Source organism: Hymenobacter aranciens (genome assembly GCF_030580865.1).
GTDB classification, from domain to species: Bacteria; Bacteroidota; Bacteroidia; order Cytophagales; family Hymenobacteraceae; genus Hymenobacter; species Hymenobacter aranciens.
On the sequence record NZ_JAUQSY010000004.1, the window covers coordinates 374,308 to 388,872 of the forward strand.

A 14,565-nucleotide genomic window follows, 5' to 3' on the forward strand; every position below is an offset into this window, starting at 1 on the left:
CGCATCGGCAGGGAAGGGTGAGTCGGGCCATAAAACCCTGGTTATTACCGTTTAGCTTGCAAGTTTATGAAATAAATAGCAAAAATATTTTTGAGCACGCACAATCAGTAAGCTTCTTCGCATAAGCAGTCTTCCATCATTAGTTACCCATCGCCCCCAGATAACCAGCCGGTCGTCTGGGGGCGGTATTGTTTTCTGGCATTTCTACCGAAACGCTTGCCACTTTCAAAAAAGCCCTATATTGCGGCCGCTTTTCAACGGGCGCCAGCGGGCTTTTACCGGCCATAACGCGGCGTTGACTGGCTAATTAGATAAACTCAGTGCCGGCACCCCCCTACTCCGGCAGAGCCTTTGGCAGCTTCGGCTGCCGGCCAGGCATTAGCAGCCTGGCCTTATTGTCGAGTGCGCCGCCGGCTTCCGGCGCGGACTTGCCCCTGCTCTGCGTTCCCGGTACGCGGCTGCTGCGGCAGCCACGGTGAAGCCTGCTAACCGGCAGGCTGGCTTTCCCTCCAATTTCTGACTGTTGCCCCGGCTGCTGTTGAAGCGCTGTTGGCTTCGTGCGTTTTCGGCAATCGCCGCGCGAGCTGGCGGCGCGTGCAATCCACTGATTTTCAATCTACACGTCCCATCTGCAATTTTCTTTTACCCATCACCTTTTTCTCAACTTTCACCCTATGAATCTCGACGTTGCCATCATTGGCGGGGGCGTTTCGGGCGCCTACAGCGCCTGGCGCCTCCAACAGGAAAACAGCGGCAAGGCCCGCATCGCCTTGTTCGAATACAGCGACCGCATTGGCGGGCGGCTCTACACGGTCACCATCCCGGGCCTACCCCACGTGAAAGCCGAAGTGGGCGGCATGCGCTACATCCCCAGCCAGCACCTGATGGTGGCCGACCTCATCGACCACCTCGGGCTGCCCAAGGCCAACTTCCCGATGGGCGCGCCCGCGCCGGTGGGCGCCAGCTGTAACATCTTCTACCTGCGCGGCAAACATCTGCGTATGCACGAGCTGGCCGACCCCGCCAAGGTGCCCTACAACCTGGCCTGGTCGGAGCGCGGCCTGGGGCCCACCAACCTGCAGGTGCAGGTGATGAACACCATCTACCCCAAGATGAGCGACCTCAGCCTCTGCGACCTCATGAAAGTGAAGGCCTTCGATAAGCCGCTGTGGCGCTACGGCTTCTGGGATTTGATGTACCGCACGCTCAGCAACGAGGGCTACCAGTTTATGAAAGACGCCGGCGGCTACGAGGCTAACGTGGCCAACGCCAGCGCCGTCACCCAGCTCCCGGCCACCGAATACAGCGACGAAACCGAGTTTCTGACCCTGCGCGACGGCTACGACCAGCTGCCCATCACGCTGGCCCGCGAGTTTAACGAGCTGTTTGCCGGCACCGTGCCGCGCGGCCAGCGCGTGCACATGAACCACCGGCTGGCCGAGATTGAAATCGGCAAGGGCGACTACCCGTACACGCTTTATTTTGAGCCGACTATCACCACCGTTGGCGACGACAACCAGCGCCAGACCCTGCTGAAAACCAAGGCCGAGCGCGTGGTAGTGAAGGCCAAAAAAATCATTCTGGCCATGCCGCGCCGCTCGCTGGAGCTCATCAAGAGCAGCTTCTTCGAGGACAAGTGGCTGAAGGAAAATATCCCGTCAGTGCTCATTCAGAGTGCGTTCAAGCTCTTTCTGGCCTACGAGCGGCCCTGGTGGCGGGCGCTGGGCGTGGTTTCGGGCCGCGCCGTCACGGATTTGCCGGTGCGGCAAGTGTACTACTTCGGCACCGAGGGCGAGCAGCCCCACGGCCAGCCCAACCTGAACTCGCTGCTGATGGCCAGCTACAACGACATCAGCACGGTACCATTCTGGAAAGGCCTGGAGGACGGCGCACCCTACCTAGGCTACCGCCCCGCCTGCCTCGACCCAGCCACCGACAACGTGATTCCGCCCATGGAATTCCAGGCCACCGATGAGATGGTGCAGGTAGCCAACCGCCAGGTGGCCGAAGTGCACGCCCTGCCCGAAATCCCGATGCCGTATTCGGCTGTCTATCATAGCTGGAACGAGGACCCCTACGGCGGCGGCTGGCACGAGTGGAAAGCCAACTACCGCCTCGACGAAATCATGTGCCGCATGCGCAAGCCGGTGGCTAGCGAGAACATCTTCATCGTGGGCGAGGCCTATTCCTACGGCCAGGGCTGGGTGGAAGGCGCCCTCGACACGGCCGAATCGATGCTCCAGGAATTCTTCAGCCTGAAATGGCCCGACTGGCTGGACGAAAGCTGCCAGCTGCTCCCCAACCCCTGCCCCGGCTGCGGCGACCTCGACGGCTGCATCCCCAGCAAGGATACGGCCGCCTCGCTCAGCTCGATAACGCCCAACTGCCAGGCGCCGCTGCCGATTAGCTAGGACAGTAGGACAGAAAGAACGTCATGCTGAGCGCAGCGAAGCATCTCGCGTGCAGCAGTAATCCCAGTCGGTAGAAATTACTACCACAGGCGAGATGCTTCGCTGCGCTCTGCATGACGTTCTTTCTGTACTGTTGTTCAAAACAAGACTCACCTTATCATCTGCTTTTTATGCCTAATACCGTCACCGTTTCCGAATACATCATCACCCGCCTCAAGCAGCTTGGGCTGGAACACATGTTTGCCGTGCCGGGCGACTACGCCGGGCCATTTTTGACCACGCTCGATGAAGAAGGCAGCATTGCCCGAATTCCGAATATCAACGAGTTAGGCTCCGGCTACGCGGCCGATGGCTACGCCCGCTTCCGGGGCATCGGGGCGGCCTGCGTGCAGTATGGCGTGGGCACGTTCAGTTTGCTTAATTGCACGGCCGGCTCCTTTGTGGAGCGCGCGCCGGTGGTCGTGATTTCGGCCAGCCCTAAAACCAGCGACCGCCAGCTGGAAGAAAGCCAGAGCATTCTCTTCCACCACAGTACGGGCCACCTGCGGGCCGACCAGCAGGTGTTTGCCAACGTCACGGTGGCTTCCGAAATCATCGACAACCCTGACACCGCACCCGCCCAGATTGACTACGCCCTGACGGCCATGCTCACGCAGCGGCGGCCTATCTATCTGGAGGTTATCAATGACGTGTGGGCGGCCGTCTGCGCCGCCCCGGTAGGCAAGCTGGCGGCAGCCACGCCCACCAGCGACCCTAAGGCGCTGGCCGGCATCATCGACGCGGCCTTTCAGCGCATCCAGGCGGCTAAGCAGCCGGTGCTGTGGGCGGGTGTCGAAATCCAACGCTATGGTTTGCAGGATGCTTTGCAGGAGCTGGTGGATGCCAGTGGCCTACCCTTCACCACCACCAGCGTGGGCAAAACAGTGCTCGACGAAAGCCAGCCCGCCTTCATCGGCACCTACGCGGGGCCGGCCTCGCCCGCCCTCACCCGCCAGATGATGCTGGAGTGCGATTGCCCCGTCGCGCTGGGCGCCATCATCACCGACGACTACCTCGACATCATGAAGGCTTCTTACGGCCAGATGATTGTGGTGAATGACGAGCAGGCCCGCATCGGTCTGCAGCCCTTTGGTCGCGTGGCCATGGGCGACTTCCTGACCGGCCTAGCGGCGCGGTTCCGGGCAGCCGGGGCGCCCCCGGCCCGCAAGCGGCCCAAGGTGAAGCCCGACCCGGAGCCAGTGTACAAAGACAACAGCGAGCTGACGTACAACATCTTTTACGCCGAGCTGAGCAAATTCCTGGTCAAGCAGAAACTGCTGAACGACATGGTACTGGTGCTGGGCGAAAGCACCTCGCTCTACGTGTTCGGCAACCTGATGGGCCTGCCGCGCAACAGCTTCGTGGCGCAGGCGGCCTGGGGCTCGCTAGGCCACGAAACGGGCTGCGCGCTGGGCGTGGCGCTGGGCAGCGGCAAGCGCCCCTTCGTGGTGGCGGGCGACGGCGGCTTCATGATGATTTGCCAGGAAATTTCGAGCCTGGTGCGCCAGCGCAGCAATGCCGTAGTGTTCGTAATGAGCAACAAAGGCTACGCCATCGAGCAGGCTTTCGTGGACATCAACGCCTTCAAGCCTGGCCAGGAGTTCGCGGCTTTCGACATGCTGCCGACCTGGGATTATCTGGCGCTGGCCAAGGCTTTCGGGGCGCGGGGCTACCGCGCCGGCACCGTGCAGGAGCTGCAGAAAGTGCTGGCCGACGTGAACGGCCTTACCGATGTGCCCGCGCTGGTGGAAATCGTCATACCGCCGCATGATTTGGCCCCGCAGCTGGCCCGGCTGGCGGGCGCGCCGGCGGCCACGGAGTCGCGCGAGCAGCACAGGCTGGCGTTGAAGGCACTGACGGCGTAGCCTCACCCCCCGACCCCCCATCCGAGGGAGAGTCAAACATCAGAAAAAAAGGCCACTGCATGTGCAGTGGCCTTTTTGCTTTGAGCGCCGAACCGGTGCCATCTCTCTTTTGGAGAGGGGGTCAGGGGGTGAGGTCCCGCCGCTAGAACTTCACCCCCACCGAAGCCAGGAAATTGCGCGTGGCCTGCGGGAAATACCAGTTGAACGTATCCAGCCCGCCGCTGGCGCCGAGGTAGCTGTAGGTATAGCCGTTGGCCACGTACTCCTTGTTCAGCAGGTTATTGACCAGCAAGCCCAACTCAATTTCCTTCACGAATCTGGGCTGAATGGCGTAGCGCAGACGCAAGTCCAGCACCTCGTAGCCGGCGATGCGGCGGCGGTCGTTCTGCGAGTTGTCGAGGTACTGCTGGCTTACGGTTTTGAGGAGCAGGGCTAGGCGCAGGCCTTTTACGGGCTGGCCTTCCAGGGTGTGGGCCGATACCACGGCCGGGGAGTAGGAAATGGTGCTGGTGCGCGGGGCTTCCACTACTGGGTTGTAGTCGGCATCGTAGCTCACGCCCTGGTAGTCGAGAATGCGGTTCTGGCTCAGGGTGAGGGTGGTGCTGAGGCTGATTTTGTCGTTGGCCGACACGAAGCCGGTGAGCTCGACGCCGCGGCGGTAGCTGCGGGCCACGTTGGTGCGCAGGGCGGTGCCCACGTCGTTGAGCTGGCCGGTGGCCACGAGCTGGTTTTGGTAGCTCATGTAGAAGCCGTTGGCTTCGAGACGCAGGGCGGTATTGGGGCCGAAGAAGGTGAGGTCGGCGCGGGTGAAGCGGTAGCCGCCCTCCCAGTCTTCGAGGCGCTCGGCTTTGGCGCCGGTGTCGCCAGCGGGGCGGTCGGTGAAGTCGGCGCGCACGGGCTCGCGCTGGCCCACGGCAAAGCTGGCGTAGAGCTGCTGGCCGGTGCCCAGGGCCAAGGTAGCGCCGGCTTTGGGGTTGAAAAAGGTGTAGCTGGCGCGGGTGGTCACGTCGTTCTGGTCATCCTCCACGCCGTCGATAGTGTATTCGATATGACGCACTTGCACGTCGCCGTAGAGTCCCAGCCGGGGCAGCACCTCGTAGGTGGTGCGCACGTAGGCGTTGTAGTCGGTTTTGCGGGCGTCGTTGAAGTAGTAGCGCTGGCGGATGCTGCTCGTGGAGGCGTACTGCGCCCAGATGATTTCGCCGTAGTGGTCGTTTTCGAAGCGGTTCCAGGCCCCGCCGATAGTGGCTTGCAGCTTGCGCGCGCCGGGCGGCTGGTAATTGAGCGCAAAAGTGCCGCCGTAGAAGTAGTTATCGAGCCACTTCTGGTCTACGAGGTTGGTGCGGGTGAGCGTGTCGCCGCCCAGTTCGACGTTGGGCAGGCCGTAATCGGCGAATTTGCGGCGGGCGCGGTAGCTTTCGTAGTAGCCGAAGCCGCGGGTGAGGTGCAGCGCGGCGCCGATGTTCCAGCTCTCGCCCAGGCCCTGCGAGAGGTGCAGCTGGTAGTGGTTTTGCTGGTAGTTATCGGTCTGGTTGTCGTAGGTGTAGTAGCTGTAGCGGCGGCCTTCCGACTCGACGCGGGCCGAGTCGCTTGAGCTTAACTCCCCGTTAGCCACGTAATTGCCCAGCAAGGCGCGGTTGCCGGTAATGGCTGGCTCGGGCACGCCGTTCCAGGCTTGGTAGGTGCGCTCGCGGCCCGAGAAGGTGATGAATTTCAGCAGCGTGTTCTTGCGCTGGTAGCCGGCGGCGAAGTAGTACGACTTCAAATCGGAGAAAGCCCGGTTCATGTAGCCGTCCGACTTGATGCGCGACAGGCGGCCGTCGAAGGTGAAGTATTTGCCCACCAGGCCAGTGCCGAACTGCACGGTGTTCTTCCAGGTGTTGAAGGAGCCGTAGCTGTTCTGAGTTTCGCCGTAAGCTTCGCGGCGGTTGTCGAGCGTGCTGATGTTGATGCTGGCCCCGAAGGCGGCGCCGCCGTTCTGGCTGGTGCCCACGCCGCGCTGCACCTGCAGCGAGTTCACGGACGAGGCCAGGTCGGGCACGTTCACCAGAAAGGAGCCGCGCGACTCGGCATCGTTCAGCGGAATCCCGTTGATAGTCATGTTGATGCCCGTGTTGCTGGTACCGCGAATGCGGATATCAGTGTAGCCCACGCCGGCCCCGGCGTCGGAGTTTACCACCACGGAGGGCGTCTGGTCGAGCAGGTAGGGCAGGTCCTGGCCGAAGTTGCGCTTGGCAATATCCTGCTTGCCAAGGTTGGTGTAAGCGGTGGCGGTGCGGTCGCTGGCGCGCTGGGCCGTCACGAGGGCTTCGCCTGTCAGCACGCCGCCGGGCTGCAGGCGGGCGGCCAAGCGCTGGACTTCGGGCTGGCCCTGAATAGTTTGCATCAGCGCATCATAACCCAGGAAGGTGATGCGCAGCTCGTGCGGCCCGGCGGGCACGGCCGGGATGGTGAAGCCACCGGCGGCATCGGTGTTGCCGCTCACGGCGCCGTCGAGGAAAATGGTGGCGCCGGGCAGGGCCTCGCCGCTGCGGGCATCGGTGAGCGTGCCGGACACGGGGCCTTGCGCCCACGCCGGCGCGACAGCCAGCGCCCAGAGGCCGGCTCCCGCAAGGAGTACAGTTTTCAAAAAAAGAATGGGTAAAAAATGGAACGCGCCGTCGCCCCAGGGGTCGGAGCGGCAGCGGAAACGTCCGCGGATTGTTTGTTCCCTGCGCCGGCATTACCCGGTTCAGGTTCGATGGGTATCATCTCAGCCGATGTCGTGCACAACATCAGCACCCCTAAACATGCGGCAAAGGTAGCACCCCCGGCGGGCAAAAATCACCCTTTGTTCCTGAAAACCCGGGCGCGACTTGGCGGTTTCCTGAAAGTCAGTTAACTTAGGCCTATCGGTTGGCGCAACGTCTGCAGGGGCGTTTGCGTTTTTAGGCTCTCACCACTACCAACGCCGTTTTGCCATGTATCAGCTCCTCTACGCCGTCGCTTTCTGCGCCATTTTTGTGTTTTGGCTGGTCGTGCCGCGGCGGCGTTCGTCGCCGCCCCCACCCTACCCGTCGGATGGCGATGACGACGGCGGCGAGCCGCATGACGCCGACCTGCCCGACCTCGATTTGCCCCCCGGTATCTCGCTGCCCATCAACGACTGGGAGCCGGAGTATAATAAAAGGAGGGTGTTGCAGTGAAACAACTCAGCAGGAGCTTTTTGGTCTCCTGAATGTTTAGATGTTGGGTGTTTGGTTTTAGGTGTCGGGGCTTCTTAAAATACTAACACCGAACACCTAAAACCAAACACCCAATACTCATAACAACGCGCAAGGCAACTGTTGGCTTCAACTCCATTCCATCATCATTCTCTGGTAGGGAATCGGGCCTTTATAAAAGATTTCGCCCTCCGGCTGCAGGCCGAAGCGGGCGTAGAAGCCGGCGCTGTCCTGCCGGGCGTCGCACCAGATGCGGCGGGCACCCTGGCGGCGGGCTTCGCTGAGAACGTGTTGGAGCAGCGCTGTGCCCAGCCCCTGACCCTGGTAGTCGGGATGCGTGGCGAACTTGCGGAACCGTGCCTCAGGCCCGGTGATGAAAAGCGAGATGACGGACAGCAATTCCTCGCCCCGGAAGGCCCCGAAGTGGCAGCCCGCTGCGTCGTCGTCTATCCTGACGTAATCCAGCGGCTTATCGGGCCACAGTACTTGGTGCCGTAGGGCGTAAGTATCGGCCGGGGTGATGAGTCGAATGTCGAAATCAGGCATCGAAGCAAGCTTTTAGCCGATGGTGATGCTATACGTGGCCTCGAACTGCTGCCGGGGCGGCAGACTCAAAATCCCCTCTTTGTCGCGCAATTCTGCCGGCTGGCCCACGCTGCTGGCAATGCCCTGCCAGGGTTCGATGCAAACGAATTCGGCCCCCGGCCCTTTCGTCCAGAGGCCGAGGTAGGGAAAGCCATCAAACCGTACGCGCACGAAGTGCGGCGAACGGCGCGAGCGCAAGGCTACGCGGGTGAAGTCGTAGTGTTTGAACACCAGCGCGTCGTCGGCGAACAACCCGTAGGTGAGCGGTAGCTCGGTTTGATTTTGGAGGCTGGGGGTGGTTTCGCCGTTCAGCAAGCCGCCTTGTAGCAGATGACGCTCAGCGGTTACGGGGTGGTCGAAGGCAAAAAAGTAGTCTTCAAATTTTTCTTCGGGTAGCAGGGGGCAGCGGAAAGCGGGGTGCGCGCCGATACTGAATAACAGCTCTTCGGTGGCCGATGGGTTGCGCACCTGCCAGCGCACTTCCAGCTCATCGGCGCGCAGAGTGTAGCTGATGGTCAGCTCGAAGGCAAACGGGTACGCGGCGCGGCTGGCCTCGTCATCAGTCAGGCGGAACACGATTTCGGAGTCTGACTGGCTGACCACGGCAAACTCGCGGTCACGGGCGAAACCGTGCTGCGTGAGCTTGTAGGCTTGGCCGTTGTGCAGGTACGCATCCTCCGGCAGGCGGCCGACAATGGGAAAGAGCACCGGCGCGTGGCGGCCCCACACGGCAGGGTCGGCCTGCCAGAGGTATTCGAGGCCGTCTTTGACAAAGCTGGTGAGCTCGGCGCCGTGGGTGGCTAAGGTGGCGTGGGCGGTAGCGGACGTGAGGGTGTACATGATAGAACGTCAAGCTCCCCTCCTGCTAAGGAGGGGATGTTTTGCCGCAGGCAAAACGGGGGTGGTTAGGCCGCCCGCGCCGGTGGGACTTTTGGGAACGGGCAAAGTTCGTTTGGGTTTTGCGGAAGTGGTGAATACGCGGTGGCACGGATGCCTAGGCGACGGCACGAAAGCCCAGGCGGCGCGAGCGGGCAAACCACCCCCGTTCGGCGCTCTTCGCGCCTCACATCCCCTCCTTTCCAAGGAGGGGAGCTTCGTTCAATCTATCCCATTCAGCAGCAGCTCATCTACCAGAAACCTTGCCTGGGCAAAGCGCCTCTGCTCCACGCCGGTAATCTCGGCGAAGGGGACCATGCGCTCGCGGAGCTCGCGCTGGTAGAGGTCGTAGAGGGGCTGGCGCAGGTGGGGGTGCTCGCGCAGGGGGTCGGGCTGCCAGGGCAGGTCGATGCCCATGAGCAGGGTGAAGTCGTAGGGGTTTTGCTCGAGGTGGCGGGCTATCCACTCGGGACAGTGGCCGAAGGCGTGCTCGGCCCATATCTTGATTACCAGCAGGTCGGTATCGAAGAATACGACGCCGTGTTGGGCGGTGGCTACGGCTTCGGCTTCCCAGGCGAGTTGGCCGCGGGCTATTTCTTCGAGGTCGGCGAGGGAGTAGTGGGGGCCGGTGCATTCGAGGTACTCGCGGGCGAACTCGGGCGCGTAGGTGGTGCCGTAGTGAGCGGCGAGCTGGGTGGCCAGGGTCGATTTGCCCGTCGACTCGGGGCCGGTGAGAGCCACGCGCATCATGGGACGAGGGCGGGCTTTTGGGCGGCTTCGCGCCGCCACTGGAGGTAGCCGTAGGTGGCCAGGCCGAGGTAGAGGGCGTAGAGCAGGCTGGTGGGATAGAGCTGCTTCATCCAGAGCATGGGCACGTAGATGAGGTCGACCAGAATCCAGAGCAGCCAGTTTTCGAGGCGCTTGCGCATGAGCAGGAACTGCGCCACGAGGCTCACGCCGGTGGTGAAGCTGTCGACGTAGGGCAGGGCGGCATCGGTGTAGTGCTGCAGGTAGTAGCCGAAACCAGCGGTGTAGGCGGCGGCGAAGACGGTGCCGAGCAGCCACTCGCGGCTAGTAGTGGGCGTGACGTGCAGCTCGGTGCGGTTGCGGCCGCCGTAGAGCCATTCGTACCAGCCGTAGATGCTCAGGCCGATGAACAGCCCCTGCAGGTTGCGGTCGGAATAGAGCTTGGCTTCGTGGTAGATGGCCACGTAAAGCAGGCAGCTGACGATGGCAATCGGGAAGTTCCAGAGCGACTCGCGGGCGGCCAGCCACACGCAGGCGAAGCCGGTGAGCACGGCCGCCCACTCGAGGGCGGTGGTGGCTTGCAGGGCGTGCAGAATGGCGGTAGAGAGGGCTTCGAGCAAGGCGGCGGGCTGGTAATCGGCCGCAAGGTAGGACGTAGCGGGGCTATTTTTGCACCCTTACCCGGTATCTTCTTCCCCTATGCTTCCTGAAATAACGCCTACCGCCCTGCATGCCCGCTTGCAAGCGGGCGAGGATATTCAACTTATCGACGTGCGCGAGCCGATGGAGTTCGACTACTGCCAGCTGGCGGGCAGCCACTTGCTGCCGCTGGGCGAGCTGCCCCGCCGCGCCGACGAGGTTCGGACCGAGGGGCCAGTGGTGCTCATCTGCCACCACGGGGTGCGCTCGATGCAAGCGCTGGCGTATCTGCAGCAGCGTCACGGGCGGCAGAACCTGCTGAACCTGAAAGGCGGCATTGATGCGTGGAGCCGGCTGGTGGACCCGGCGGTGGCTATTTATTGATTGGTTGCTGGTTTCTGGTTGCTGGTTTCTGGTTGCTGGTTTCTGATTTGCACATAACCGAAACCAGCAACCAATCAGCCAGCCCCGACCTTTGCGGCATGGCTGCATCCTTCCGACTTCCGACCCTGCCCACACTTCCCGTGGTGGAGGCCCTGCCCCGCCTGCTGGCCGCCCTGGCCGACAATACTCGCGTGGTGCTGGAAGCCCCGCCCGGCGCGGGCAAAACCACCGTGGTGCCGCTGGCTTTGCTGGCCGCCGAGTGGCGCGCCCCGGAACAGAAGATATTGGTGCTGGAGCCGCGCCAACTGGCGGTGCGCGGGGCGGCGGCCCGGCTGGCTGAACTGCTAGGCGAGCCGGTGGGCCAGACCGTGGGCTACCGCGTGCGGCTGGACAGCAAGGTATCGCGGGCCACCCGCATCGAGGTGGTGACGGAGGGGATTCTGACGCGCATGATTCAGGACGACCCGGGGCTGGAGGACGTGGCCTGCGTGGTGTTTGACGAATTCCACGAGCGGAGCCTGAACGCGGACCTAGGGCTGGCCTTGGCGCTGGATGCACAGGCTGTGCTGCGGGATGACTTGCGGATTCTCATTATGTCGGCGACGCTGGAGGCGGAGCGGCTGGGCGCCTGGCTGCCCGCGCCGGTTATTTCATCGAAGGGCTTTTTGTTTCCGATTGAGACGGTGTACTTAGACCCGCGCCGGGCCGCCGCGCTGCCCAACAAGCCCGGCGAGCGGCTGGCGGAGCTGGTGCCCCGGCAAGTGCGTGAAGCCTTAGAGAAGCACGAGGGCGACGTGCTGGTATTCCTGCCCGGCGTGGCCGACTTGCAGCGCGTGGCCCGCAAGCTGGACGACTCGCTGGCGGGCAATATCGACCTGCACCAGCTGCACGGCGAGCTGCCGCTGGAAGCTCAGGACGCGGCGCTGCGGCCCGCCCGCGCCGGGCGGCGCAAGGTGATACTGGCCACCAGCATTGCCGAAACCAGCCTGACCATCGAGGGCGTGCGGGTGGTAGTGGACGGCGGCTTTGCGCGGGTGCCGCGCTTTGTGCCGCGCACGGGCTTTACCACCCTGGAGACGGTGCCCGTGGCGCGGGCGGCGGCCGACCAGCGGCGCGGCCGAGCGGGCCGCCTGGCGCCCGGCACCTGCTACCGGCTGTGGACGGAGGCCGAGCACCACCAGCTCCCGGCCCACCGCCCGCCCGAAATCCACACCGCCGACCTGAGCGGGCTGACCCTGGAGCTGGCCTTGTGGGGCGCGCAGGAGCCGGGGGCCCTGCGGTGGATTGACGCGCCGCCGGGGCCGGCGGTGAGCCAGGCGCGGGAGCTGTTGCTGCGGCTGGGTGCGGTGATAGGACAGGAGGTCAAGAGGATAGGCAGGCACGACGGAAGTGGACTGGCAACAGCACCAAACAACCCTTCGACCCTAACCCCTCTTACCCTCCTACCCTCCCACCCTCCTACCCTAAAACCCACGCCCCACGGCCGGCAATTGGCCAAGCTAGGGCTGCCCCCGCGCCTGGGCCACCTGGTGGTGCGCGGGCAGGAGCTGGGCCACGGCCCGGCCGCCGCCGCGCTGGCTGCCCTGCTGGCCGAGCGCGACCTGCTGCGCTGGGCCACGCCCCACGACCCGCGTCCCACCCCGCCCGACCTGCGCCTGCGCCTCGAAGCCCTGGCCAGCGGCCGGGCACCACTACCGGGCCTGGCGCTGCACCACGCCACTTTGCAGCGGGTGCGCGACGTGGCCCGGCACCTGCAAAGCCGGCTGCCGAACGCCGGCAAGTCTACGCCTGCCAGCTCATCATTCCACCAGTCCACCAACTCATCCGTCGGCCTGCTTACGGCCCTGGCCTACCCCGACCGCATTGCGCAACGCGAGGCCGACAACCGCCTGCGCCTGGTGACCGGCCAGCGCGTGGAGCTGAAGCTGGAAGACGTGGACCCGCAGGCCACGTACTTCGCCGTGGCGCACCTGGCGGGGCAGGCGGCCACGCCCCGCGCTACGCTGGCGGCTCCGTTAAGCAAAGAGGAATTGGAAACGGCCTTCGCCGAGCAGATTACGACGACCGAGGAAGTACGCTTCGAACCTGCCACGCAGCGCGTGACGGGCAAGCGCCTACGCCGGCTGGGCGCTTTGATATTAGAAGAGAAAATCATCGGTCAACCCGACGCGGCGCTGGTGAGCCGGGCGCTGCTGGGATACCTACAGGAAGCCGGGCTTAGTAAGCTGAACTGGACGAGCGGGGCCCGGCAGCTGCAGCAGCGGCTGGAGTTTGTGCGGCATCACTTTGCTCCCGAACCAAACTCAGAAGACGAACCCAAGTGGCCCGACTTCTCCAATGAAACCCTGCTGGCCGACTTGCCAAACTGGCTGGGCCCGCACCTGGAAGGCCTCAAAAGCCTCGACCAGGTGCAGCGCCTCGACCTGTTTGAGCCGCTGCTCGCCCGCCTGCCGGGCGGCTGGAACCAACGCCAGGAGCTCGACCGCCTGGCCCCGGCGGCGCTGGAAGCACCCAGCGGCTCGGAAGTAACGCTGGACTACGCCGACCCCACGGCCCCAGTGCTGGCCGTGAAGCTGCAGGAGCTCTTCGGGCTGACCGAGACGCCGACCGTGGCGGGCGGGCGGGTGCCGCTGCTGCTGCACCTGCTGTCGCCAGGTGGCCGGCCGGCCCAGGTGACGCGCGACCTGCGCTCATTCTGGGAGAAGGGGTACTTTGAGGTGCGCAAGGACTTGAAGGGCCGCTACCCGAAGCACCCGTGGCCGGATAAGCCGATGGAGCACATCCCCACCAAGCTGACGAAGAGGCGGCTGGGACAGTGAGGCGACTGGCCCTGGCCGCTTCACCCCACCCCGGCCTCACCATCTTATCTTTATAGAGTAGCAGCCCCCTCTCCTATGGCTTCCCGCACTCCCCTCATATTGCCCGGCGACCAGCTGCGCCCGGGCTGGCTGAAAATCTTCTGGTTGTATGCCATGCTGGGGCCGGCACTATGGTGGGGGTGGAGTAGCTGGAGCCCCGGGCGCGGGCTGGCTTCGCTGGGACTGGTGGTACTCACGGTGGGCTTGGGGCATTCGGTGGGGCTGCACAGGGGCATCATTCACCGGGCGTTTCGCACCTCGCGCAGTATGCGGGGGGTGCTGGCCTGGCTGGCGGTGCAGTCGGGGCTGGGCGGGCCGCTGGCCTGGGTGCGCTCGCACTACTTCCGCGACTACTGGCAGAACCGGCTCGACTGCCCGCGCTACTTCGCCTACGACCACTCGATGGCCCGCGACTACTACTGGAACCTGCACCTCAGCCTGCACCCGGCCGATGAAAGCCGCTACGAACTGCCACCCGCAGAAGTGCGCGACCCCTGGCTGCGCTGGCTGGAGCGCACTTGGGTGTGGCACGTGGCGGGGCTGCTGGGGCTCATCTGGTGGGGCTGGGGCTTCGAGGCCATGATAGTGTGCGGGCCGGTGCGCATCAGCGCGTCCATCCTGGGGCACTGGGCAGTGAACTTCCTTTCGCATAAATATGGCTACGCCCGCTACGACATTGCCGACGCCAAGGAGCACGGCTACAACAACTGGGTGCTGGGCGCGCTGTCGTTCGGCGAGGGCTTTCACAACAACCACCACGCCCACTCCAGCTCGGCCAAGCTGAGCGTGGCTTGGTATGAGCTCGACCTGGGCTGGTGCCTGGTGCGCCTACTGCGCGCTGCCGGCCTCATCTGGGACGTGCAGGCAGTGGGCGAAACCCCTACCCAGCGCGACCGGGCCCGCGTGCGGCCCTTCCGCTGGCGCTGGCCCTGGCGGGCGGCCCAGGTGCGCTAAGTAC

The 14,565-nt window shown here is 64.0% G+C and carries 11 protein-coding genes and 1 riboswitch; of the genes, 6 read left to right on the forward strand and 5 right to left on the reverse strand.

Annotation, left to right across the window (positions count from 1 at the left end):
- Positions 1 to 674: 674 nt before the first annotated feature.
- Both Q5H93_RS07895 and Q5H93_RS07900 read left to right on the forward strand, forming a co-directional pair.
- A complete protein-coding gene (locus tag Q5H93_RS07895) occupies positions 675 to 2,411 on the forward strand; it encodes a flavin monoamine oxidase family protein (RefSeq protein ID WP_305005966.1) in 1,737 nt (578 codons plus the stop codon).
- A gap of 170 nt (positions 2,412 to 2,581) precedes the next feature.
- On the forward strand, positions 2,582 to 4,315 hold the full coding sequence (locus tag Q5H93_RS07900) for an alpha-keto acid decarboxylase family protein (protein ID WP_305005967.1): 1,734 nt from the start codon (positions 2,582 to 2,584) through the stop codon (positions 4,313 to 4,315).
- A gap of 142 nt (positions 4,316 to 4,457) precedes the next feature.
- Here Q5H93_RS07900 and Q5H93_RS07905 read toward each other — a convergent pair whose 3' ends face one another.
- Positions 4,458 to 6,944, reverse strand: a complete 2,487-nt coding sequence (locus Q5H93_RS07905; RefSeq protein ID WP_305005968.1) for a TonB-dependent receptor — start codon at positions 6,942 to 6,944, stop codon at positions 4,458 to 4,460.
- Positions 6,945 to 7,004: 60 nt separating this feature from the next.
- A riboswitch (TPP riboswitch) is annotated at positions 7,005 to 7,110 on the reverse strand.
- Between the two features lie 165 nt (positions 7,111 to 7,275).
- On the opposite strand from Q5H93_RS07905, the gene Q5H93_RS07910 reads away from it, so the two are divergent.
- On the forward strand, positions 7,276 to 7,500 hold the full coding sequence (locus Q5H93_RS07910) for a hypothetical protein (RefSeq protein ID WP_305005969.1): 225 nt from the start codon (positions 7,276 to 7,278) through the stop codon (positions 7,498 to 7,500).
- 147 nt (positions 7,501 to 7,647) lie between these two features.
- Here Q5H93_RS07910 and Q5H93_RS07915 read toward each other — a convergent pair whose 3' ends face one another.
- From Q5H93_RS07915 to pnuC, 4 genes are all read right to left on the reverse strand, one after another.
- A complete protein-coding gene (locus Q5H93_RS07915) occupies positions 7,648 to 8,064 on the reverse strand; it encodes a GNAT family N-acetyltransferase (protein ID WP_305005970.1) in 417 nt (138 codons plus the stop codon).
- 12 nt (positions 8,065 to 8,076) lie between these two features.
- Positions 8,077 to 8,943, reverse strand: a complete 867-nt coding sequence (locus Q5H93_RS07920) for an aldose 1-epimerase family protein (protein WP_305005971.1) — start codon at positions 8,941 to 8,943, stop codon at positions 8,077 to 8,079.
- Positions 8,944 to 9,201: 258 nt separating this feature from the next.
- Entirely contained in the window at positions 9,202 to 9,729 is a 528-nt protein-coding gene (locus Q5H93_RS07925) for an AAA family ATPase (protein WP_305005972.1), read from the reverse strand.
- Entirely contained in the window at positions 9,726 to 10,346 is a 621-nt protein-coding gene (gene pnuC, locus Q5H93_RS07930) for a nicotinamide riboside transporter PnuC (RefSeq protein WP_305005973.1), read from the reverse strand. The genes Q5H93_RS07925 and pnuC overlap by 4 nt, the downstream gene beginning before the upstream one ends.
- Positions 10,347 to 10,425: 79 nt before the next feature.
- On the opposite strand from pnuC, the gene Q5H93_RS07935 reads away from it, so the two are divergent.
- The 3 genes from Q5H93_RS07935 to Q5H93_RS07945 all read left to right on the forward strand — a co-directional run bounded on the left by Q5H93_RS07935 (position 10,426) and on the right by Q5H93_RS07945 (position 14,561).
- The gene (locus tag Q5H93_RS07935) at positions 10,426 to 10,749 is read left to right on the forward strand and encodes a rhodanese-like domain-containing protein (RefSeq protein ID WP_305005974.1); all 324 of its coding nucleotides are present in this window, start codon (positions 10,426 to 10,428) and stop codon (positions 10,747 to 10,749) included.
- Between the two features lie 98 nt (positions 10,750 to 10,847).
- On the forward strand, positions 10,848 to 13,568 hold the full coding sequence (hrpB, locus tag Q5H93_RS07940; protein WP_305005975.1) for an ATP-dependent helicase HrpB: 2,721 nt from the start codon (positions 10,848 to 10,850) through the stop codon (positions 13,566 to 13,568).
- Between the two features lie 75 nt (positions 13,569 to 13,643).
- Positions 13,644 to 14,561 carry a fatty acid desaturase gene (locus tag Q5H93_RS07945; protein WP_305005976.1) on the forward strand — a complete coding sequence of 306 codons (918 nt, stop codon included), beginning with the start codon at positions 13,644 to 13,646 and terminating at the stop codon, positions 14,559 to 14,561.
- Positions 14,562 to 14,565 lie beyond the last annotated feature (4 nt).

Coding starts and splice junctions, on each gene's coding strand:
- Q5H93_RS07925 (WP_305005972.1), bottom strand. CDS start 9,729: ATGATGCGCGTGGCTCTCACCGGCCCCGAGTCGACGGGCAAATCGACC.
- Q5H93_RS07900 (WP_305005967.1), top strand. CDS start 2,582: ATGCCTAATACCGTCACCGTTTCCGAATACATCATCACCCGCCTCAAG.
- Q5H93_RS07895 (WP_305005966.1), top strand. CDS start 675: ATGAATCTCGACGTTGCCATCATTGGCGGGGGCGTTTCGGGCGCCTAC.
- Q5H93_RS07920 (WP_305005971.1), bottom strand. CDS start 8,943: ATGTACACCCTCACGTCCGCTACCGCCCACGCCACCTTAGCCACCCAC.
- hrpB (WP_305005975.1), top strand. CDS start 10,848: ATGGCTGCATCCTTCCGACTTCCGACCCTGCCCACACTTCCCGTGGTG.
- Q5H93_RS07910 (WP_305005969.1), top strand. CDS start 7,276: ATGTATCAGCTCCTCTACGCCGTCGCTTTCTGCGCCATTTTTGTGTTT.
- Q5H93_RS07915 (WP_305005970.1), bottom strand. CDS start 8,064: ATGCCTGATTTCGACATTCGACTCATCACCCCGGCCGATACTTACGCC.
- Q5H93_RS07945 (WP_305005976.1), top strand. CDS start 13,644: ATGGCTTCCCGCACTCCCCTCATATTGCCCGGCGACCAGCTGCGCCCG.
- Q5H93_RS07935 (WP_305005974.1), top strand. CDS start 10,426: ATGCTTCCTGAAATAACGCCTACCGCCCTGCATGCCCGCTTGCAAGCG.